General features: G+C 72.4%; 19 protein-coding genes and 1 pseudogene. 7 read left to right on the plus strand and 13 right to left on the minus strand.

What is annotated here, in order from left to right:
- Positions 1–23: 23 nt before the first annotated feature.
- Positions 24–827 carry an LLM class F420-dependent oxidoreductase gene (locus tag ACWGPE_RS01090; RefSeq protein ID WP_231429026.1) on the plus strand — a complete coding sequence of 268 codons (804 nt, stop codon included), beginning with the start codon at positions 24–26 and terminating at the stop codon, positions 825–827.
- A gap of 37 nt (positions 828–864) precedes the next feature.
- Here the strand turns inward: ACWGPE_RS01090 and ACWGPE_RS01095 are convergent, their stop codons facing one another.
- Positions 865–1,614, minus strand: a complete 750-nt coding sequence (locus ACWGPE_RS01095; RefSeq protein WP_452047917.1) for a hypothetical protein — start codon at positions 1,612–1,614, stop codon at positions 865–867.
- A gap of 91 nt (positions 1,615–1,705) precedes the next feature.
- Positions 1,706–2,446, minus strand: a complete 741-nt coding sequence (locus ACWGPE_RS01100) for a DUF4097 family beta strand repeat-containing protein (RefSeq protein WP_275506030.1) — start codon at positions 2,444–2,446, stop codon at positions 1,706–1,708.
- 152 nt (positions 2,447–2,598) lie between these two features.
- On the opposite strand from ACWGPE_RS01100, the gene ACWGPE_RS01105 reads away from it, so the two are divergent.
- Both ACWGPE_RS01105 and ACWGPE_RS01110 read left to right on the plus strand, forming a co-directional pair.
- Positions 2,599–4,116: a peptide MFS transporter gene (locus ACWGPE_RS01105; RefSeq protein ID WP_275506031.1), complete on the plus strand. Its 1,518-nt coding sequence runs from the start codon at positions 2,599–2,601 to the stop codon at positions 4,114–4,116.
- A 31-nt stretch (positions 4,117–4,147) separates the two neighbouring features.
- Positions 4,148–4,891 (plus strand): polyprenol monophosphomannose synthase, encoded by a 744-nt coding sequence (locus tag ACWGPE_RS01110; RefSeq protein WP_231429023.1) that lies wholly within the window; start codon positions 4,148–4,150, stop codon positions 4,889–4,891.
- Positions 4,892–4,904: 13 nt separating this feature from the next.
- Here ACWGPE_RS01110 and ACWGPE_RS01115 read toward each other — a convergent pair whose 3' ends face one another.
- The 7 genes from ACWGPE_RS01115 to ACWGPE_RS01145 form a co-directional block, all read right to left on the minus strand.
- Positions 4,905–6,134 (minus strand): ROK family transcriptional regulator, encoded by a 1,230-nt coding sequence (locus ACWGPE_RS01115; RefSeq protein ID WP_231429022.1) that lies wholly within the window; start codon positions 6,132–6,134, stop codon positions 4,905–4,907.
- A gap of 216 nt (positions 6,135–6,350) precedes the next feature.
- A complete protein-coding gene (locus ACWGPE_RS01120; RefSeq protein ID WP_452047918.1) occupies positions 6,351–7,940 on the minus strand; it encodes a carboxylesterase/lipase family protein in 1,590 nt (529 codons plus the stop codon).
- A 9-nt stretch (positions 7,941–7,949) separates the two neighbouring features.
- On the minus strand, positions 7,950–9,266 hold the full coding sequence (locus tag ACWGPE_RS01125) for an MFS transporter (protein WP_231429020.1): 1,317 nt from the start codon (positions 9,264–9,266) through the stop codon (positions 7,950–7,952).
- 222 nt (positions 9,267–9,488) lie between these two features.
- On the minus strand, positions 9,489–10,709 hold the full coding sequence (locus tag ACWGPE_RS01130; protein ID WP_452047919.1) for an ROK family protein: 1,221 nt from the start codon (positions 10,707–10,709) through the stop codon (positions 9,489–9,491).
- Positions 10,710–10,712: 3 nt separating this feature from the next.
- Positions 10,713–11,291: a TetR/AcrR family transcriptional regulator gene (locus tag ACWGPE_RS01135; protein ID WP_231429018.1), complete on the minus strand. Its 579-nt coding sequence runs from the start codon at positions 11,289–11,291 to the stop codon at positions 10,713–10,715.
- 604 nt (positions 11,292–11,895) lie between these two features.
- Positions 11,896–13,701, minus strand: coding sequence for a SulP family inorganic anion transporter (locus ACWGPE_RS01140; protein WP_452047920.1), 1,806 nt, complete (start codon positions 13,699–13,701; stop codon positions 11,896–11,898).
- Positions 13,702–13,737: 36 nt separating this feature from the next.
- Positions 13,738–14,310, minus strand: a complete 573-nt coding sequence (locus ACWGPE_RS01145; RefSeq protein ID WP_452047921.1) for a TetR/AcrR family transcriptional regulator — start codon at positions 14,308–14,310, stop codon at positions 13,738–13,740.
- Between the two features lie 75 nt (positions 14,311–14,385).
- Between ACWGPE_RS01145 and ACWGPE_RS01150 the strand changes: the two genes are divergently transcribed.
- The 3 genes from ACWGPE_RS01150 to ACWGPE_RS01160 all read left to right on the plus strand — a co-directional run bounded on the left by ACWGPE_RS01150 (position 14,386) and on the right by ACWGPE_RS01160 (position 15,887).
- Positions 14,386–14,961, plus strand: a complete 576-nt coding sequence (locus tag ACWGPE_RS01150) for a dihydrofolate reductase family protein (RefSeq protein WP_275506037.1) — start codon at positions 14,386–14,388, stop codon at positions 14,959–14,961.
- 111 nt (positions 14,962–15,072) lie between these two features.
- Positions 15,073–15,420 (plus strand): hypothetical protein, encoded by a 348-nt coding sequence (locus ACWGPE_RS01155; RefSeq protein ID WP_275506038.1) that lies wholly within the window; start codon positions 15,073–15,075, stop codon positions 15,418–15,420.
- Between the two features lie 2 nt (positions 15,421–15,422).
- Complete coding sequence (locus ACWGPE_RS01160; protein ID WP_452047922.1) at positions 15,423–15,887, plus strand: hypothetical protein; 465 nt, start codon at positions 15,423–15,425, stop codon at positions 15,885–15,887.
- A 328-nt stretch (positions 15,888–16,215) separates the two neighbouring features.
- Here ACWGPE_RS01160 and ACWGPE_RS01165 read toward each other — a convergent pair.
- The 4 genes and pseudogenes from ACWGPE_RS01165 to ACWGPE_RS01180 form a co-directional block, all read right to left on the minus strand.
- A pseudogene (locus ACWGPE_RS01165) lies at positions 16,216–17,448 on the minus strand (alpha-hydroxy acid oxidase); the annotation flags it as partial.
- 17 nt (positions 17,449–17,465) lie between these two features.
- The gene (locus ACWGPE_RS01170; RefSeq protein ID WP_231429012.1) at positions 17,466–18,188 is read right to left on the minus strand and encodes a FadR/GntR family transcriptional regulator; all 723 of its coding nucleotides are present in this window, start codon (positions 18,186–18,188) and stop codon (positions 17,466–17,468) included.
- Between the two features lie 158 nt (positions 18,189–18,346).
- On the minus strand, positions 18,347–19,381 hold the full coding sequence (locus ACWGPE_RS01175; RefSeq protein ID WP_231429011.1) for an NAD(P)-dependent alcohol dehydrogenase: 1,035 nt from the start codon (positions 19,379–19,381) through the stop codon (positions 18,347–18,349).
- A gap of 73 nt (positions 19,382–19,454) precedes the next feature.
- Positions 19,455–20,528 carry an NYN domain-containing protein gene (locus ACWGPE_RS01180; protein ID WP_231429010.1) on the minus strand — a complete coding sequence of 358 codons (1,074 nt, stop codon included), beginning with the start codon at positions 20,526–20,528 and terminating at the stop codon, positions 19,455–19,457.
- Positions 20,529–20,675: 147 nt separating this feature from the next.
- On the opposite strand from ACWGPE_RS01180, the gene ACWGPE_RS01185 reads away from it, so the two are divergent.
- Positions 20,676–21,647, plus strand: coding sequence for an aldo/keto reductase (locus ACWGPE_RS01185; protein ID WP_231429009.1), 972 nt, complete (start codon positions 20,676–20,678; stop codon positions 21,645–21,647).
- Positions 21,648–21,668 lie beyond the last annotated feature (21 nt).

Raw genomic sequence — 21,668 nt, forward strand, 5'->3', positions numbered from 1 at the left:
AACCCGAGTCGTAGGCTGGGCGCATGCCCTACGACGATCGTGCGCGCCTCGGCGTGCAGCTGCAGCCCCAGCACGCCCGCTACCCGGCGATCCGCGATGCCGTGCTGCGCCTCGAAGAGCTCGGTGCCGACCTCGTGTTCAACTGGGACCACTTCTTCCCGTTGCACGGCGATCGCGACGGGCTGCACTTCGAGGCGTGGACGATGCTCGGCGCCTGGGCCGAGCAGACCGAGCGCATCGAGTTCGGCACGCTCGTCAACTGCAACTCGTACCGCAACGCCGACCTGCAGGCCGACATGGCCCGCACCCTCGACCACATCTCGGCCAAGGGCACGGGCGTCGGCCGCTTCGTGTTCGGCACCGGCGCCGGCTGGTTCGAGCGCGACTACGTCGAGTACGGCTACGAGTTCGGCACCCGCGGGTCACGGCTGAACGACCTCGCGCGGGCGCTGCCGCGCATCGAGGCGCGCTGGGCGAAGCTCAACCCGGCGCCGACCCGGCGCATCCCCGTGATGATCGGCGGCAAGGGCGAGCAGAAGACGCTGCGGCTCGTCGCGAAGCACGCCGACATCTGGCACTCGTTCGTCGCGCCCGACGAGCTCGCCCACAAGCTCGACGTGCTGCGTCGGTGGGGCGACGAGGTCGGCCGGGATGTCTCGGAGATCACCGTCTCGAACGAGCTCGACCGTCACGGGGTCGATGTCGAGCACGCCGACGCGCTCTACGCGCAGGGCGTGCGACTGTTCACGATCGGGGTCGACGGCCCCGACTACGACCTCGGGCCGGTGAAGCGCTGGCTCGCCTGGCGAGACGCCCGCAACGGCTGAAATTCGGCGGGAGGGTGCGGTTGACGGGATGCGCCCGTCACTCGGCGGGCTGTTCAGCCGGGCTGAGGCCCGCTGTTCCATCGGCGTGGAGGCTTACGGTGATCGCCGCCCGATCGTCGAACCCGAACGTCGCCGTCAAACCCTCCGGCGGCAGGACGCCCTGATCGGTGCAGGCGCTGCCACCCCCGACGGCGTCGACGACCATGACAACGCACAGGTCGCCGTCGAGGGTGAGCGCCGCGTAGGCGGCGACCCCGTCCGAGCGGGTCACGAGCAACCGCGGGCTCGTCGGCTCGAGCGCGGTGCCGGCGAGCAGGTCGGCGGGAATCCCATCGGACGGGCGCTGTTCGCGATCGAAGACCTCGTAGACGGGGGTGTGCTCGACGGGGGTTCCCGACCGTGCGATCACCGGGACTCGGTCGCTGTCGTCCGACCCGGCGGTACCTCCCGCGCCGGGCGCCGGCACGTCGACGCGAGCGAGACCGGCGGTCCCGGTGCCGACGGCGAGCCCCATGACGAGAGCGATGACGCCGACGGCGATCGTCGAACGCCAAGTCGATGACGGCGCGCGCGCCGGGCGCGCATCGGCGTCGTCCCTCGGTGCGTCGGGTGCGGCGTATTCGTGCACGCCGTCGCTCGCCGCGGCGGCCTCGCCCGCGTGCGCCGCGACGTCCGCGAGCTCGAGCAGCTCCGCCTCGGCGGCCGCCCGCTCTTCGGGCGAGGCATCCGCACCGTAGGCGATCCGCTGCAGGCGTCGCCGCCGTTCGTCGTGCTCGGAACCGTCCACGCGACCTCCGGGTTCGGCCGGCAGGCCGCCGGGTCTGCTCAGACTGCCGCAGGCCGCGCGCCGTGGCAAGCGGCAGCCGCTGCGGGCCGCGTCACCGGCCGACGACGCGGATGGCCCCGTTCGACGTCGAGAGGTCGAGCAGGAACTCGCCGTCGGCGAGGTCGTCGATGTCGACGTCGACCGAACCGTTCGAGGTGTCGGTCTCGACCCGGTAGGTCGCCCCGTCGGTCGGCACGGCGAGGTCGATCGCCCCGTTCGACGTGCGCGCCTCGACCTCCTGCCCGGTCTCGAGCTGCAGGTCGATCGCCCCGTTCGAGGTCACGGCGCGGATTCCGGCGCCGGCGAGGCCGCGACCCTCGATGCGCCCGTTGCTCGTGCGCGCAGCGACGGTGCCCGACACCTCGTCGAGCTCGATGCGTCCGTTGTTCGTCTCGACGTCGACGTCGGACACGTCCGTGAGCTCGATGGACCCGTTCGACGTCGAGCCGCGCACCTCGACGCCTGCCGGCAGCGACACCGTGTAGTCGACCGAGCAGTTGCGCCCGCAGCCGCCGAGCACGAGCACGCCGTCGCGCACCTCGGCGGTCTCGCGGGTCGGGCGCTCGCCGCGGTACGACACCGTGCGCTCGACCGTGACGGGTCCGGAACCGGACCCGCCCTCGACGCTCACCGCACCGTCGGGATCGTCGATCTCGATCGCGCGCACCGGTTCGTCGAACGATGCGTCGTCGCTGAACCGCTCGACCGGCGCCAGCCAGGCGCACCCGGCGACGAGTGCGGTCGCCGCGACCGCGACGGCGGATGCGATGGTCCGGGTGGTGCGCGTCATCATGCCTTCTCCTCGGGGCACGGTGTCTCCCAGCCCCCATTCGATGGTGGCACGTGGAAGGCGACGTCGCACGGGGGAGGACCCCCGGGGGTCTCGTGACGCTCGCTGCGCTCGCTCCTCAACCCGCTCGACGGGTGGGGAGTAGGGTGACCCGCATGGGCAGTGTCACCGAACCTGCCCCGGGGGAGTACGGACCGCCTGAGCCGGGTGTGACCGACGGCGGCGAACGCGATACCCGGGGCGACCACGGATTCTTCGGGCAGCCGCGACCGCTGATCCACATCTTCGGCGTGGAGATGTGGGAGCGGTTCAGCTTCTACGGCATGCAGGGCATCCTGCTGCTCTACCTCTACTACTCGGTCGCCGACGGCGGGCTCGGCATGGACCAGACCGCTGCGGCGGGCATCGTCGGCGCCTACGGCGGCACGGTCTACCTCTCGACGATCCTCGGCGCGTGGATCGCCGACCGGCTGCTCGGCAGCGAACGGGTGCTGTTCTACAGCGCGAGCGTCATCATGGCCGGCCACCTCGCCCTCGCGTTCCTGCCGGGCTTCTGGGGGGTCGGCGTCGGGCTCGTGCTCGTGGCGTTCGGCTCGGGCGGCCTGAAGGCGAACGCCACGAGCGTCGTCGGCACGCTGTACTCGGAGCACGACCCGCGTCGCGACGCGGGCTTCTCGATCTTCTACCTCGGCATCAACCTCGGCGCGTTCCTCGGGCCGATCCTCACGGGGCTCGCGCAGACCACGCTCGGCTTCCACTGGGGCTTCGGGCTCGCCGCGGCCGGCATGGCGTTCGGCCTCATCCAGTACTCGTTCGGCCGCAAGAAGCTGCCGGCCGAGGCATCCGTGGTGCCGAACCCGCTGCCGCGCGACCGCATCGGGCTCGTGATCGGCATCGCCGTGGCGGCCGTCATCCTCGTCGCCGTGCTCGTGCTCACCGGTCTCGTGACCGCGACGAACCTCGTGAACTGGGTGATCGGCGGCACGATCGCCGCGGCCGTCGCGTACTTCATCGTGATCCTCGCGAGCAAGCACCTCTCGTCGACCGAGCGCAGCCGGGTGTTCGCGTTCATCCCGCTGTTCATCGCGAGCGTGGCGTTCTGGTCGCTCTACCAGCAGCAGTTCACGGTGCTCACGATCTACTCCGACGAGCAGCTGAACCGCGACCTGTTCGGCTGGGAGATGCCGGTGTCGTGGGTGCAGTCGATCAACCCGATCTTCATCATCGTCCTGTCGGGCGTGTTCGCCGCGATCTGGACGAAGCTCGGCGACCGGCAGCCGTCGACGCCCGTCAAGTTCGCGCTCGGCACGATGATCATGGGCGTCGCATTCCTGCTGTTCCTGCCGTTCGCGGGCGGTGGCGAGGGCTCGACCCCGCTGCTCTGGATGGTGCTCATCCTCTTCGTGTTCACGGTCGCCGAGCTGCTGCTCTCGCCCGTGGGGCTGTCGGTCACGACGAAGCTCGCACCGCGGCGGTTCCACACGCAGATGGTGGCGCTGTTCTTCCTGTCGATCGCGCTCGGCACGTCGATCGCGGGCCTGCTCGCCGAGTTCTACACGGTCGTCGACCAGGTGACGTACTTCGGTGTCCTGGGTGCCATCGCGATCGTGCTCGGCGCCGCGCTCGCGCTCGGCAGCCGCGGGGTGCTGAAGCTCATGGCCGGAGTGCGGTGAGGGGTCGCCCGCACCGGTTACGATTCTCTGGATGTCCCGACCGCTCGTGGTGATTCCCACGTACAACGAACGTGAGAACCTCGCCTCGATCGTGGCGAGGGTGCGCACGGCGGTTCCCGATGCCTCGGTGCTGGTGGTCGACGACGCATCGCCCGACGGCACCGGGGTGCTCGCCGACGAGCTCGCGGCCGCCGACCCCGCGGTGCAGGTGCTGCACCGCGGCGGCAAGGAGGGGCTCGGCGCCGCCTACCTCGAGGCCTTCGACTGGGCGCTCGGGCACGGGTTCGACCCCGTCGTGCAACTCGATGCCGACGGGTCGCACCAGCCCGAGCAGCTGCCGTCGCTGCTCGCCGCGCTCGCGGGCACCGACCCGGCCGGCGAACCCGTCGACCTCGTGATCGGTTCCCGCTGGATCCCGGGCGGGGCGATCGAGAACTGGCCCCGGCGCCGTCAGCTGCTCTCGCGCGGCGGCAGCGCGTACGCGCGCTGGGTGCTGCGGCTGCCGACCCGCGACGCGACCGCCGGGTATCGCGCGTTCCGCGCCGACGCGCTGCGGCGCATCAGGCTCGAAGACGTGCACACGCGCGGCTACGGCTTCCAGGTCGACATGCTGTGGCACGCCCGCGAGGCCGGACTCACCGTCGTCGAGGTGCCCGTGACCTTCGTCGAGCGCGAGCGCGGTCGCTCGAAGATGAGCGCCGGCATCGTCGTCGAGGCGATGCTGCGCGTGACCGGCTGGGGCATCTCGAGCCGGTTCCGCCGACCCCCGCGCTGAGCGCGCCGAGCCCTCAGCCGGCGAGCAGCAGCGGCTCGGCGAGCAGCCGTTCGCGGGCCTGCAGGCGGGCCCCCACGAGTGCGGCCTCGCCGCCGACACGGCTCGGCGAGAGGGTCGGGATCGCCTCGAGCGCACCGCCGCCGAGCGTCGGCCGGTTCGCCCGGAAGGCGGCGTCGATGTCGCCGATCAGCTGCCCCCAGTAGCCGCCGACGACGACGACGGTCGGGTCGAGGGTCGGCACCATGAGCTGCAGCGCCCGACCGACCCAGTGGGCGGCGTCGAGCCACGACCAACGGGCGCGGTCGTCGGCGGACCGCACCCCGGCGACGAGCTCCGCGAGCGCGGCGAGCTGCCCCTGCTCGGCAGCCAGGTCGGCGAGGCCGGCACGTTCGACGATGCGCTCGGGAGCGGCGACGGTGACGAGGCATCCCTGCTGGCCGCATTCGCAGCGCACCCCGCCGGGAACGACGGGCAGGTGGGCGAAGCCCGTGGCGAGCCCGTGCGCGCCGGGCATGGGGCGTCCGCCCGAGATCGTCGCTGCGGCGAGGGCGTCGTCGCCGACGATGTAGAGCACGTCGTCGATGCCGGGCAGTTCGGAGTGCTCGGCCGCGACGGCCGCGGCCGCAGCCGGGCGCAGCGAGACCGGCAGCGCGAGCGACGACTCGACGTCGGCGAACGCGGGGGCGTACCCGCGCAGCACCCCGAGCAGGTCGAGCGGTTCGGCGCCGAGGCGGGGGTCGGCGACGACGATCGCGGGCCGGCCGACGACGGCGCCGCCGGCGAGCACCGTGACCTCGGCGATGGGATGCTTCCCGCGCTGCGCGCGGCCGATCGACCTCGAGAGCACGGTCGAGAGCAGCTCGAGGGGGTCGGCTTCGATCGTGAGCGGCTCGGTGAATCGGGCGAGCTCGGTGCCGTCGAGCGCGGCGACCGTCGCGATCGCCTCGTCGGTGCCGAGCATCGCCGTGATGAGCGCGTGGTCGGCGGCCGCGAGGGTGAGCGGGGCGGCGCGACCGTCGCCCGCCGTGCCCGACGCTCCGGGACGCAGCACGCCCGAGTCGAGGAGTCGCGAGGTGAGCCCGGCGATCGTGCCGCGGCCGAGGCCGGTCGCGGACGCGAGCTCCGAGCGGGTCGCGGGCCCGTGCACGACGAGGTGATCGAGCAGCCGGGCCGACTGCGCGCGGTGCACCTCGTCGAGCGGGCCGGTGGTGGTGGGTACGGGATGTTCGCCGGCCGCGGTCATGTTCGCAAGCATGCTCGGCTCGGGTCACGCGGTCACGTACCCCGTTCGGGGGGCATTTCGTACCGTGCGGTGCGCGCCGCCGGGGGCACCGGCGGGTGCTCGCCCTGGTGCCGGGGCTCGGTCTTCGGAACGGATACGCCGGTTCCCCCTCATCGCTGAGGGGGAACCGGCGTCGCGTGAACGGATGTCCGGCCGATCGATCCGGCCCGCTCGGCGTCAGAGCAGGGGGCGCACGCTCGCGTAGCCGTCGTCCGCCACGATCGACGGAGTGTCGTAGACGCGCGTCGGGTACGCGTGCGGGTCGGCGCCCACGGGCGCCCACGGCACCGAGCCGCCGACGACGAACGCGACCGCGCCCGCGTGCAGCTCGTCGGCCAGCGCCTGCGGCGGGTTCGGGCCGGCGAGCGGCACCATCGCGGGGCCGTCGAGGCAGTCGAAGAAGAACGGCACGTCGAGGCAGTGCTCGGCGAAGCCGAACGTGCCGCTGGGCCAGGCGAAGCGGTAGAGCCACGTGCCGCCCGTGGGCCCGTCCGCCGCGCCGGTCGCCGCCGCGCGGGCGGCGACGGCGCGCAGCATCGGCACCTTGAACATGCGGTCGGTGATGAGCCGGCCGAGCAGCCTGGCGTTGCCGTGCTTGGCGACCTCGCGGTTGGCGTCGAGGTACGGGCGCACCTGGGACTTCGACAGGCCCGACTTCTTCAGCAGCATCGACTTCGGCACGAACCGCAGCGCCGTCGGCGCATCGAGCAGGGCCATCGCGAACTCGTCGTCGGTCGCGCCGAGCACGAGCGGCTTGTCGGCGCCCACGCCCGCGGCGAACGAGTCGATCGTCGAACGGCGCAGCAATTCGCCGTCGATCGCGGGCCCGAGCTGCAGGCCGACCTCGAGCAGGTCGTTCATGGCGTCGGGGCCCTCGAGCGCGGTGGCCGACTTCTGCACCTCGATCAGGCGCTCCTCGCTCACCGATCGGAACCCGGCGAGGGTCGGCTCGACGCCGAGCTCGGCGGCGACCCTGCGACCGAGCGCCTCGGCCCGCGAGGGCGTCACGTCGGCCGTCGCGCCCGAGATCGCGTACACCCCGTGGAAGAGGTGCTGCGCCGCCTCCATGCCGAGCAGCGTGAGCACCGCGCCGCCGCCGGCGGACTGGCCGGCGATCGTCACGCGCGCCGGGTCGCCGCCGAACGCGGCGATGTTCTGCTGCACCCACTCGAGTGCGAGCAGCCAGTCGCGGACGCCGCGGTTCGATGGGGCGTCGGCGATCCAGCCGAAGCCGTCGAAACCGAGACGGTACGAGATCGTCACGGTGACGACGCCGTCGCGGTTGAAGTTGCGGCCGTCGTACCAGGGGCTCGCGGGGGAGCCCGCGAAGTAGCCGCCGCCGTGGATCCAGACGAGCACGGGCAGGCCGGCGTCGCCCTCGGCGGGGCGCTCGGGCGAGGGGGTGAAGACGTTCACGTTCAGCGTCGAGTCGCCCTCGATGCTCGGCTCGGGGATGAGCGTCACGCCGGGATCGCCGCGTTGCGCGGTCGGCGCGAACTCGAGGGCGTCGCGCACCCCCGCCCACGGCGCCTTCGGCACGGGCGCCGCGAACCGCAGTTCGCCGACCGGCGCCTCGGCGAACGGGATGCCGAGGAACGCCGCCGACCGCGCGGCACCGCGACCTCCGCTCGCGTCGGCTGCGTGGCGAACGGTCGGGCGCCACCGGCCGCGCACGCGGCCGCCGAGGGTGTCGACCTCGACGAACGGGGATGCCGCGGAGGCATCCTGCTCGGTGCTCGTGCCCGGCCGGGCAGGGGTGTGCGACATGTGGATCTCCTAACGCACGCTCTTGATCGGGGCCGTCGCGATCGCCGCGACGACCGTGAGCACGATGCCGAAGACGAACAGCATCGCATAGCCGCCGAGCGAGGTGATGATGATGCCGGCGATCGCGGCGCTCATCGCCTGCGGCACGTTGGTGGCGATGTTGAGGATGCCGAGGTCCTTCGCGGCGGCCGTTCCGCCGCCGGGCAGCACCTCGGTCATGAGGGCGGCATCGACCGACATGTAGAGCCCGAAGCCGATGCCGTTGACCACGTTCAGGATGATCATGCCGGTCATGTCGGGCATGAGGATCGGGGCGACGAAGCCGGCGGCCATGATCGCCGACGACACGTAGATGAAGACCTTGCGCTTGCCGATCCTGTCGCTCCACCAGCCCGAGAGGGCGATCGCCGCGAGCGTGGGCACGAGCGAGACGAGGGTCAGCATGACGGTGGCCTGGCCGGCCTCGACGAGCGACATGCCGACGTAGTCGGTCAGCATGTAGAACGACATCGCGACGACGACGAAGTAGCCGAGCATGAGCGCGAAACGGGCGGTGAAGGCCCAGGCGAAGTCGGGGTACTGCCTGGGGCTGACCCAGAAGCCCGCGAGGAACTTCTTCCAGCTCCAGGCCTCGACCGCGGCCTCCTTCGACGACCAGTCGCGGTCGACGACGACGAAGACGACCGTCACCACGATGATGGCGATGCCGTACGAGGCGTAGCCGAGGCCGAGGTCGAGGGTCTCCGCGAAGACGCCGGCCGCCATGATGCCGAGCGTCATGCCGACCTGGGTGCCGATGCCGAACATGGCGCTCGCGCCACCGCGCCTGTCGCGCGGGAAGCGGTCGGGCGTGATCGCCGAGAGCGGGCCCTGCACGGCGTTCAGTGCCACCTGGATGAGGACCCAGAAGACGCCGACCCAGAACACCGAGTCGAGGAAGCCCATGCCGAGCAGCAGCACGCCGCCGATGAGCGCGCCGCCCACCATCCACGGGGCGCGCCGTCCGAGGCGGGAGCGGGTGCGGTCGCTGATCGCGCCGACGATGGGCTGGGCGAACAGCGTGAACACGAACGACACGGTCGAGACGATGGCGAGGTTCTGCACCTTGTTCGCGTCGTCGATGATCGCGATCTGCATCGGCAGCAGGATGGCCCCGATGCCGCCGTAGATGCCGAACAGCACGAGGCCGACGGTGAGCAGGCCCGGCAGCGTGCGCCACGTGGGCGGCGGGCTCGCGGGCGGGTCGCCGTGCAACGGCTCGGTCGCGGTGATCACCCCGGTGGGGGCGAGCTCGGTGGCGGGGTCGCTGGGGGGCAGAGCGGACAACGGTGGCTCCTCTTCGTCGAGACGGCCGAGCGGGGGGCTGGGCGGGTCGGTGCGAGCGCGTGCGGTGAAAGCCGAATGGCACTCGGCAATGAGTATGCACCTCGCAGGGTATAAATTCAACCGTTGAACTAATCTCGCGAACGGGCGGCCCGGTTCGCATGGGCACTGCCCGATCGGCGCGGCGGCCGCGGTTCGCGTGGGCCCCGGGCGAGTCGGCCGGGTTCAGCGCGCGAGCAGCAGCTGCGGGTCGGCGAGCAGGCGGTCGCGGGCCTCGTGCATCGCCCCGAGGAGCGCCGCGTCCGAGCCCAACCGGCCCGCCTCGATCGCCGGCACGGCCGGCCACGAGCCGTCCCCCCGCGTGATGGTCGGCCGATTCTCCCGGAAGGCCGCCTCGATCGACGCGGTGAGCCTCGACCAGTAGCCCCCGATGACGATCACCTCGGGGTCGACGGCGAGCGAGAGGATCTGCAGCGTGCGCGCGATCCAGGGGAGGGCGCGCCGCCAGGCCGCGGCGGCGAGCGGCTCGCCCGCGAGGATGCGCGCCGCCAGCTCGTCGAGGGTCGCGCCGAGGCCGCGCTCGCCGACGAGGTTCGTGAGACCCGCACGCTCGAGCAGCACGTCGGGGCCGGCGACGGTCACGAGGCAGCCCCGCTGGCCGCACTCGCAGTGCCGTCCGTCGGGCACCACGGGGAGGTGGCCGAGCGCGCCGCCCGCCCCGTGCGCGCCCTCGAGGATGAGGCCGCTCGACACGATCGCGCCGCCGATGCCCGAGTTGCTCTTGAGGTAGAGCAACGCATCGACTCCGGGCAGCAGTGCGCGCTCGGCGAGCGCCGCGAGCCAGCCGTCTGAGGCGAGCGTGACGTTCGCGCCGGGGTCGAGCTCGGGGAGGCGCTCCCGCAGGCCGGCGGCGACGTCGACCGCATCCCAGCCGAGATCGGTGTCGGCGAGCACGACCGCCGGCTCCCCGCCGACGGGTGCGAACACGACGACCGGCAGCTCGGCGACGCGGCGGCCCAGCGCGGCCGTGGCGTCGAGCGCCTCGCCGACGACGGTCGCGAGCAGGTCGAGCACGCGGCCGGGGTCGCCCATCGGGCGGCCGTGCTGGCGCGAGGTGCGGTGCAGCTCGGTTCCGGCGAGGTCGGTCACGAGCGCGGTCGCGGTGTCGGCGTCGACCTGCGCGACGACGATCGCCACCTCGGGCGCATCGAGTTCGAGGCGCGTCACCGGCCGGCCGGCCCCGCCCGGCTGGGGTGGCTGCTCGCGCAGCACGCGGGCATCCGTGAGCGACGCGACGAGGGCGGTCACGGCGCCCCGCGTCAGCCCCGTGGCGGTCGCGATCTCGCTGCGCGCGCTCGGGCCGGCCGCCGCGACGTGCCCGAGCACGAGCGACAGGTTGTGGCGACGGACGTCGCCCGAGACGAGCGAGCGGGCGGAGCGGGGCACGCGTCAGCTCCGGCGGACGACGAGCTGCCAGAGGTAGGCGATGCTCTCGGCCATGTCGATCGACGGGTCGAGCATCCACTGGGTCTGCAGGCCGTCGGCTGCGGCGAGGAAGAGGTTCGCGGTCTGCTCGGGGTCGATGTCGGCGGGGACGTTGCCGGCCGCCTGCTCGTCGCGGATGAGGTCGGAGAAGCGCAGCCGGAACTGCCGGTACCGCTCGATGAAGAACTCGCGCGCCGGGTGGTCGGGGTCGCCCGCCTCGGTCGAGAGCTGGGCGTAAAGGCGCACGAGCCCCGGGACCTCGGCGTTGTGGCGGATGACGGCGAAGAACCCGTCGATCGGGCGCTCGCGCTCGCCCTCGAGCGCCTGGCTGTCGACCTCGTCGCGCTTGCGCAGGATCTCCTGGAAGAGCTCCTCCTTCGAGGAGAAGTAGTGCAGGAGGCCGGCCTGGCTGAGCCCCACCGCGTCGGCGAGCTCGCGCACGCTCGCACCGCGGTAGCCGTTGCGGGCGATGACCTCGAGCGCGGTGGTGAGGATCTCCTCGCGCTTCGCGACGCCCTTCGCGTACGAACCCCTGCTTGCCATATCTGCATGCTAGTCGCTTGCGCGTCAAAACCGAGTGACGTATGGTTTTCGCACTCGGTCTCATCGGCGAGGCCGCCTCGAGAAGCGATCCCCCGGATGGCGATGGCGTCACCGTGTCGTGCGAGCAGATCGGGCGGCTCATCGCCGCGGCGAACGCGGGTGGCGACGGGGCCCGGTAGGACGCGTACGGGTCCTACCGGAGCCGACTCCGGCACCGCCGCCGGACGGGCGTCGGTGGCGGCGTCGCACCGGGGCGCCGCCCGAGGCGAGCAACCCTGAGACGGCCGGCTCCGATCGGCGCATCATTCGGCGGGACGGCCCGGGTACGAGGCATCCGGCCGCCCCGTAGCTTTCGGAGCATGGACCTCGCCGTCGTCGCCGGCGCGATCTCGACCGGCCTCTTCGCCATGAGCTACCTGCCCATGCTGGTGAAAGCGGCGCGCACGAAGGACCTGTCGTCGTACAGCGTCGGCAACCTCGTCATCACGAACGTCGGCAACGCGCTCTACACGGTCTACGTGGTGAGCATGCCGTTCGGGCCGATCTGGTTCCTCCACGGCTTCTACCTCGCGAGCTCCGCGCTCATGCTCGCCTGGTTCCTGCGCTACCGGTCGCGGTCGGATGCCTCGGGCTCGCCCGGCCCCGACGAGGCGGAGGGCGCGGCGAACGCGCGCGCCGCGGCGAGCCCGGCGTCGAGCGAGTCGCCGATCCGCGGTGTCGCGGCGAAGACCCGGTCGCGGCCGATCACGACGGTCGCCCGGGTCGCATCGAGCTGGGTCATGACCCGGTCGCCGAGCCCCACGAGGATGAGCGCGCCGCCGGCTCGCCGCAGGCGCTCGGCGTAGTCGGTGACGACCCGGATGAACGTCGAGCCGAGCTCGTCGGTGCCGCGCATGCGCAGCACCACGACGGCGCGCTCGCAGCGGTCGGGGATCTCGGGCAGCTGGCCGGCGAAGATCGGTGCGGCCGCGAAGAACAGGCTGCCGTAGGGCACGAGCACGACGACCTCGCCGGGCGCGAGCACCGCGGGCGGCTCGGTCTCGACGGGGTGCGGGCTCGAGTCGTCGTAGACCCAGCGACGGATCACGACCCGGTTCGACTGCCGGGCCACGTGCAGCACCACGGCGAGGCCGACACCGACGAGCACGGCGTACTGCAGCGGCACGATGAGCGTGAGCACGAAGGTGACCGCGAGCACGCTCGCCTGGATCGGGCCGGTTCGCCACACCATCACGAGGTCGCGCGGCTTGAACGTGCGCACGCCGACGAGGATCAGCAGGCCTGCCAGGGCGGGCATCGCGACCTGCGTGATGACGCCGCCGAGCAGCAGCACGCCGACGATCATGACGACGGCGGCGAGGAGGTTCGCGAGCGCGCTGCGGGCACCCGCGGCCCGCACGATGGCGGTCGCCGACATCGAACCGCCGACCGGCATGCCCTGGAAGAGCCCGCTCGTGAGGTTCGCGATGCCCTGTCCGCGGAAGTCGGCGGACGCGTCGGGGTAATCGCCGTCGGGGTTCGCGATGGACCCGGAGATCGCGGCGCCCTGCACGAGCCCGACCAGGGCGAGCGAGAGCGCGGGCACCAGCAGGTCGAGCGTGAGGGACGGGTCGGGCAGCGCGGGCAGTGGGATCGCGTTCGGCACGTCGGTGAGGTCGCCCACGATGGCGGCGTCGCCGAACCACGGCACGAGCGGCAGCAGCGAGGCGAGCACGACGGCCACCACGAGCGAGAGCGGGCCGAGGAAGGTGCGCTCGAGCAGCAGGATGAGCCCGATCGTCACCGCCCCGATGACGAGGCTCGGCCAGTGGATCGACGTGAGGTGGGCGAACGTGTCGATGGTCCGGATGATGCGGTTCGCGCCCTCGCCCGCGTAGCCGGTGAGGTTGGCGAGCTGGCCGAGCACGATGTTCACCGCGACGGCGTTGATGAAGCCGACGAGCACGGCGGTCGGGATGAACCGCACGAGCGAGCCGAGCCGGGCGAGACCGAGGCCGAGCATGACGAGGCCGGTGAGGATCGACAGCGTCGCGATGACGACGCCCTGCCGGTCGGAGCCGACCACCAGGGGCACGTCGGCGATCATGACCGACATCGCCCCGGTCGCCTGCACCGACATGTAGACCGAGCCCGTCGCGAGCGCGCCGCCCAGCGTGCCGAACAGGTAGCCGTAGAGGCCGTAGACGGGGTTCACCCCGGCGAGCACGCCCGAGGCGAGGCCGTCGGGGATGCTCTCGATGCCGAGCACGAGCCCGGCGCGGGCGTCGGAGAGCATCGTGCGCCGGGTGCCGAACCGGGCGAGGTAGCGGCGCACCGGCCCGCGCTTCGGAGGGTGCGGGGCGCCGGCCGGCGGCTCGGCGGGCGGCTCGGCCGAGTCGCTCTGGCCCGTCTCGCCCGCGGCATCCGACATGCTCGACCTCCCCACCGCTCATCGTAGGGGGCCGCGTCAGGTGCGGGGCAGCAACCCCGCCACGAGCGCGTCGACGATCTCATCGGTCGAGGTGCCGGGATCGATCGGCGTCGTGAGGCGATCGAGCACGAGCCCGTCGAGGGCGTAGTGGAAGAGCGCGATCTCGCGGCGCCCGCCGGGCAGTCCCGCTGCCTCGTTGAAGGCGACGTCGGCGGCGAACGCGGTGCGCTGCCATTCGTGGAGCACGGCGGCGATCTCGGGCCGGCGGGTGCTCTCGAGCCGGAGCTCGAAGAGGGCGAGGGTGACGTCGCGCTCGGTGCTCAGCCGTCGCACGATGTCGCGCACGTAGTCGGCGAACAGCGCGGGACCCGCGGGCTGGCCGGCGCGGATCTCGAGGTCGTCGTCGGTCGGTCCGAGTCGCTCGCCGATGCGCGCCACGAGCCCGGCGATGAGGGCGTTGCGGCTCGCGAAGTAGTTCGATGCCGTGCCGAGCGGCACCCCGGCCGCGCGGTCGACCGCACGGTGCGTGAGCCCGCGCGCTCCTTCGGCGGCGAGCACGCCGATCGCGGCATCGGCGAGCAGTCGGCGGCGTTCGTCGTTCCGGGCCATGCGGTCGAGTCTAGACAAGATCACGACAGGTGTAGTAGTTTCGCAACCACAACATCAGTAGTGGATAAGGAAACGATGCGAGAACTCGTGTACTACGTGGCCGTCAGCCTCGACGGCTTCATCGCCGGGCCGAACGGCGAATTCGACGCGCTCGACGCCGAGGGCGACCACATGGCGACGATCTACGAGCGCTACCCCGACGCGATGCCGACGGCGGGTGCCGCAGCGCTCGGGGTCGAGCAGTCCGGCGCCGTCTTCGACACCGTGCTCATGGGCTGGAACACCTACGCGATCGGGCTGCCCTTCGGCATGACGAGTCCGTACTCCCACCTCCGGCAGATCGTGTTCTCACGGTCGCACCGGGCCGAGGGGGCGAACCTCGTCGTCGTCGACGACGATCCCGTCGACGTCGTGCGGGCGCTCAAGGCCGAGGCCGGCGGCACCGACATCTGGCTGTGCGGCGGCGGGGCGCTCGCCGGGCAGCTGGTCGACGAGATCGACCGCCTGGTGCTCAAGGTGAACCCGAAGCTGTTCGGTACCGGCATCCCGCTCTTCGCCGGGCTCGACTACCGGTCGCGCGCCTTCGAACCGGTCGAGAGCACGAGCCACGGGTCGGGCGTCACGATCGCCGAGTTCGCACGGCGGCGCTGAGCCGGCCGCTCCCGGGGTGTTCGGGGCCGTTCGCTCTGCGGCGCGCCCGCAACCCCCTTGTCGACCCGGCGGTCGCAACGTAGACCGGGAGGGTATGGAAGGGAGCACGACATGGCGATCAGGCTGAACGAGACGGCGCTCCGCCACGCGAGGTCGCTCGTGCGCGACGACAGGGTCGAGCGCGACGAGCGCGACGACTGGAGCGAGCACGCGCCGAGCGCCGACGAGGAGAACGCATTCATCGACGACGAGGGCTGGACCGAGTACCGGCACTGGCACCTCGGCATCGACGACGACGCCGACAATGAGACGAAGGAGGCGTACTCGTTCCCCTACGGCGACTTCCGCAGGGTGCACCGATGCGCCGTGATCTCGCTCGAGAGCCGGGCCGGGCAACACGACCACGACGAGATCCGCGACGCGGCGAAGCGCCTGCTCGAGCTGATCGACGAGGGGTGAGCATGCGGGATTCGAAGAGGGCCGACCGCCGCCGCGCGAAGGAGGCGATCGCCGCGGTGCGCGAGCTGGAGGACGAGGTGCGCGGCATGGCGAAGCGGCTGCCGGGCGACGCGCGGGCCAGGCGTCGCCTCGAGTCGGCCGTGGAGTTCGCGGAGGCCGCGGCCCTCGCCGCCGACGCCGAGCGCCGCAGGTCGCCGCGTTTCGCCGCAGAACGAGCGGCGCTTGCTGCCGCCCGACTGGATCGGGCCTCGATCCGGTACGGAGCGGCCCCCGCGTCGACCGGACGCGCGGGTGACGTGCCGCCGGTCGGCGCCGATGCCGCCCTGCGAGCCCGACGGCGTGCGAAGCTCGTGAAACGCCGGCGCACGCAGGCCGAGCAGGCGCGCAAGATGGCGGCCCGTGCGGCCGCGCTCACGATCGCCCAGTCGATCGTGGTGCCGAAGGGGCGCACCGGGCGGGCGCGCTGAGCTCGCCGGTCTACTGAGGGCGCCGATCCGGCGCGTCCGGCTCACCGGGCCACGGGCCGCGCCGGTCGCCTCACTCGGCGGCGGCCGTCTTCGGCTTCGTCCCTCGGGCAGTGCGGGGCTTCGCGGCGGTCTTCGCCGTGGTCGCCTTCGCCGTGGTGGTCGCCTGCTTCGCAGCGGCGGTCGCCCTCGCTGCCGGGGCGGCCTTCGCCGCCGCAGTCGTCTTCGCGGAGGCGGCGGCCGCGGCCCGCGTCGCCGGCTTCGCCGCGCGCGGGCTCCGAACGGTCGTGGGCCTCGCCGACGAGGCCTCGGCCGCGGCATCCTGCACCGGCCGTGCGATGGGCTGCAGTCGGGCCAGCTGCGTCACGTGCTGGGGGCCGAGCTCGTCGAGCGTCTCGACCTCGAGCAGCTTCATGGTGCGCTCGATCTCGGTGCGCAGGATCGAGATCGTCTTGTCGACGCCCGCGCGACCGCCGGCCATGAGGCCGTAGAGGTACGCGCGGCCGATGAGGGTGAAGCGCGCGCCGAGCGCGATCGACGCCACGATGTCGGCGCCGTTCATGATGCCGGTGTCGAGGTGCACCTCGAGGTCGTCGCCGACCTCGCGCACGACGTGCGGCAGCAGGTGGAAGGGGATCGGCGCGCGGTCGAGCTGCCGCCCGCCGTGGTTCGACAGCACGATCGCGTCGACGCCGCGGTCGGCGAGCAGCTTCGCGTCGCCGACGGTCTGCACCCCCTTGACCGCGATCTTGCCGGGCCAGATGTCGCGGATGATGTCGAGGTCGTCGAACGAGATCGTCGGGTCCATCGCCGAGTCGAGCAGCTCGCCGACCGTGCCGCCCGTCGAGCTGAGCGACGCGAACTCGAGCTTCGGGGTCGTCAGGAAGTTGATCCACCACGCCGGTCGCGGGATGGCGTTGACGATCGTGCCCGGCGTGAGCTGCGGCGGGATCGAGAAGCCGTTGCGCTTGTCGCGCAGGCGTGCGCCGGCGACCGGCGTGTCGACCGTGAAGAACAGGGTGTCGAAGCCGGCGGCCGCGGCGCGCTTCGCGAGGTCGTACGAGATCTCGCGACGGCGCATGACGTAGAGCTGGAACCAGTTGCGCCCGTTCGGGTTCGCCGCCTTCACGCCCTCGATCGAGGTCGTGCCGAGCGTCGAGAGCGTGAACGGGATGCCCGCCGCGCCCGCCGCACCGGCGCCGGCGATCTCGCCCTCGGTCTGCATGAGGCGGGTGAACCCGGTCGGCGCGATGCCGAACGGCAGGGCGCTCGGGCCGCCGAGCACGTCGCGGCTCGTGTCGACCTCGGGCACGCTGCGCAGGATGCCGGGGTGGAACTCGATGTCCTCGAACGCCTGGCGGGCGCGGGCCAGCGAGAGTTCGCCCTCGGCGGCGCCCTCGGTGTAGTCGAACGGCGCCTTCGGCGTGCGGCGCTTCGCGATCGCACGCAGGTCGGCGATCGTCAGCGCCTTGTCGAGGCGGCGCTTCGTCGCGTTGAGCTCGGGCGCCTTGAAGCGCATGAGCTCGGCGAGCTCCTTGGGGTTCGGGAACTGGCGCTGGACCATCGTGGTGCGTGCCTCTCTCAGTGGTGGTCGATGAACGTCTCGGCGTAGTACCCCGAGATGTGGTCGTGGATGCGGGTACGGGCGGCCGCGGCATCGCCCGCGCGGATGGCGTCGACGACCCCGCGGTGCTCGCCGCGCAGGCGAGCGGAGGTGGTCGGCCAGTCGTCGATGCGGGCGAGCCCCTCGAGCGCGTAGCCCTCGATGCCGCTGCGCAGGCCCGCCATGGTCGCGGTGATGACCTGGTTGCCGGATGCCTCGGCGAGCGCCAGGTGGAACTCGGCGTCGAGTGCGAGGAACTCGGCGGGCTCGAGCGCGGGGGAGTCCATCGCGTCGAGCAGGCGGTCGGCGGCGGCGAGCTCGGGGGAGTGGGCGCCGCCGTCGAGGCTGCCGCGCTCGGCGAGCTCGCCCGCGACGGCGCTTTCGAGCAGCAGCCGGGTGCGCACGATGTCGGCGACCGGGAACCCGCTCGCCGCCACCTGCAGCCGCATGAGCGCGCTCATGCCGCCCGACGGTGTCGCGATGATGATCGCGCCGGCGTTCGGGCCCGAGCCCGCCTGGGTGCGGATGAGCCCGAGCACCTCGAGCACCCGCAGCGCCTCGCGCACGCTCGAGCGGCCGACGCCGAGATCGGCCGAGAGGGCCCGCTCGCCGGGCAGCCGGTCGCCGGGGCGCAGGCGGCCCTCGATGAGCTGCGACTCGATGTGCTCGAGCACGGTGCGCCACGCGCGCGTCTCGCTCATGCTCCGTCGCCTCCGTGCCTGCAGCCACTGTGGTCAGACCACAGCGTACCAGATGTGGTCAGACCACAGAGCGTCCGCCATGAATCAGGTACGACGCGCTGAGGTGGGTTCGAACCGACCTCAGCGCGCCGAAACCGATTCAGCGCGGAACGGCCCCGTCAGGGAACGACGACCGCGCGCCCGCGCAGGGTGCCGTCGTGCAGGCGCCGGTACGCCTCGGGGGCGTCGTCGAGCGAGAAGCGCTCGGTCTCGATCTTGACGAGACCCGCGCGGGCGAGATCGAACACCTCGAAGAGCTCGGCGCGCGAACCCCAGTACGGCGAACGCACGGTCGCGTCGTACGGCGTCATGAGCATTCCGGCGGGCAGCATGCCGGCCCCGACGCCCACGAGGACCTGGTCGCCCTCGACCGCGAGCATCGCGTGGCCCGCGTCGAGCGTCGGCTGGATCGCGACGAAGTCGAACACGGCGGCGGCGCCCTTGCCTCCCGTGAGCTCCTTGACCCGCTCGGGCGCCTCTGCGTCGGACGGGAACACGTGATGCGCGCCCACCTCGGTCGCGAGGCGCAGCTTGTCCTGGCTCACGTCGAAGGCGATGACCGTCGCCGGCGTGAGCGCGCGCAGGATCTGGATCGCGACGTGGCCGAGCCCGCCCGCGCCGATAACGACGGCGGTCGAGCCGGGCACGAGCTTCGGCAGCGACATCTTGATCGCGTGGTACGGCGTGAGCCCCGCGTCGGTGAGGGCCACGTGCTCGACCGGGTCGAGGTCGCCGAGCGGCAGCAGGAACCGGGCGTCGGGCACGACGAGGTACTCGGCCATCGCGCCCGGGGAGCCGAGCCCGGGCGGGCGGATGCCGAGCTCGGCGGCGCGCTCGCAGTAGTTCTCCTTGCCCTGCGCGCACTGCACGCAGCGGCCGCAGCCCCACGGACCGTAGACGGCGACCGCTTCGCCGACCTCGAGTCCGGTGACGCCCTCGCCGAGCTTGTCGACGACACCGGCGCCTTCGTGCCCGAGCGTGAGCGGCAGGCCGTAGACGTACTGCTCCTCATTCAGCCCCATGATGAAGCTGTCGGAGTGGCAGGCCCCGGCCGCGGTCACCCTGATGCGCACCTCGCCCGGTCCGGGCTCGGGCGTCGCGATCTCGACCACCTCGGGCGGCTGCCCGATCGTGCGGTACTGCAGTGCCTTCATCTTGCTTCCCCCTTCGTATGACCTCGTCCGCCGGTTGAGGAGCCGACGACGGAGGCGTCTCGGAACCCCGCCCTCAGTCCTTGTTCGTGCGGATGCGCACGCGCCCCCGGCCCGTCTCGTCGAGCTCGACGACGCCGCCGCGCGACTTCAGGAACTCGCTGAACGAGGCGAATCCCAGACGCCGCTCCTGGAACGACGGGTCCATGCGCAGCATCTGGTTCTTCACGGCGCTCGAGGACTGCCACTCCTCGTCGTTCTTCGACCGCAGCAGCTCGATCGCCTTGAGCAGCAGTCGACCGGGGTTGCGCGGGCTGCCGGTCGCCTCGTCGGGAACGTGGTCGGTCGGGGCCACGAACTGGATGACGCGCGCCGACGGCCGCTCGGCGGGCTCCGCCGGCGTCTCGTCCGCCTCGGCCGCGCTCTTCGCGTCCTCCTTCGGCTGGCTCCTCGCCCTCCGGCTGCTGCGGGGGGATGCCTCGGGCGCGGCGTCGGCCGCGGCATCCGGCTGCTTCGTGCTCGCCCTGCGGCGCCGCGGCGCCGCCTCGGGTGCGCGCTCGACGACGTCGGCCTCGTCGTCGACCGCGGCGTCGGTCGAGAGCAGCGCGTCGTAGTCGGCGAACTCGTCGACCGCGGCGGTGAGGGCGCGGCTCGTGCCGCCGGCGACGCCGATGCCGACGACGTATCGGCCGAGCCGCTTCGCCTTCTGCGCGAGCGCGACGTAGTCGGAGTCGCCCGCGACGATCACGATGTGCGTGAGGTCGTCGATGCGGAACATGTCCTCCACCGCGTCGACCGCGAGGCGGATGTCGGCGCCGTTCTTCGTCGCCGAGAGCGGGAAGAGCTGCACGAGGTCGACGGCGCGGTCGATGAGCTGGCCGCGGTAGCTCGCGTTCACGGGGGTCGACCAGTCGGCGTAGGCGCGGGCGATCGCGATCGTGCCGAACGTCGCGGCGAAGTCGAGCACCGCGTCGATGTCGACCGTCGCCTCGCGGAGCTTCTCGGCCGTCTTGGTGCCGGCGGTGGGCGCCTTCGAGCGCGAGGTGTCCTTGCGGTAGGCGAAGTCGCCGTGGAGCTGGTCGTACCGCGAGATGACGATGTTGTCGAAGTCGAAGTAGAGGGCCACGCGGGGTTCTGCCGAAGCGGGCATGTCGACCTTCCGTCGGTTGCGTCACCTTCGAGCCTATGCCCGCCCGCGCCGATCGCACACGCGTCATCGTGCGCAACACGGGGAATACCCGGCCGACGCCGTCGTTGTCCTCCGGTGCCGACGACCGTTCCGACCACGAGGAGCCCCATGACCGACGCCACCGCCACCGCCTTCCGCCGCCCCATCGGCGCGTCCGACCTCGAGGTCGCCCCGCTCGCGCTCGGCACGAACGTCTTCGGCTGGACCGCAGACCGCGACGCCACCTTCGCGGTGCTCGACGCCTTCACCGCCGGCGGCGGGAACTTCCTCGACACCGCCGACGGGTACTCCCACTGGGTGCCCGGCAACACCGGCGGCGACAGCGAGCGGCTCATCGGCGAGTGGCTCGCGTCGCGCGGAGCGCGCGACGACGTCGTCATCGCGACCAAGGTGAGCACGCACCCCGAGTTCACGGGCCTCGCGGCGGCGAACATCCGGGCGGCCGCGGATGCCTCGCTGCAGCGTCTCGGCACCGACGTCATCGACCTCTACTACGCCCACTTCGACGACGCCGCGGTGCCGCTCGAGGAGACGGTCGGCGCGCTCTCCGAGCTCGTCGACGCGGGCAAGGTGCGCGCGATCGGCATCTCGAACTACACGCCCGAGCGCATCGACGAGTGGTTCCGGGTGACCGAGGCGAACGACTTCCATCGCGCCGTCGCCCTGCAGCCGCACTACAACCTCGTCGAGCGCGACTTCGAGGCCAACGGGCTGCGCGAGCGCGCGGAGCGCGAGGGGCTCGCGGTCTTCCCGTACTTCTCGCTCGCGAAGGGCTTCCTCGCCGGCAAGTACCGCACCGAGGCCGATGTCACCGCCGAAGGGGCGAGCGTGCGCGCGGGCGGTGCCGCGCCGTACCTCGGCGAGCGGGGGAGCCGTGTGCTCGCGGTGCTCGACGAGGTCGCGGCCGCGCACGGGGCATCCGTCGCCTCGGTGTCGCTCGCGTGGCTCCGGCAGCAGCCGACCGTCGTCGCGCCCATCGCGAGCGCCCGCAGCGTCGAACAGCTCCGCGAGCTGCTCGACTCGATCCCGCTCGAGCTGACCGCGGCGGAGCTCGCGGGGCTCGCCGACGCGTCGGCCTGATCCGTGCGGCGGCACCGGATC

The organism is Agromyces sp. NPDC055658 (assembly GCF_053618155.1).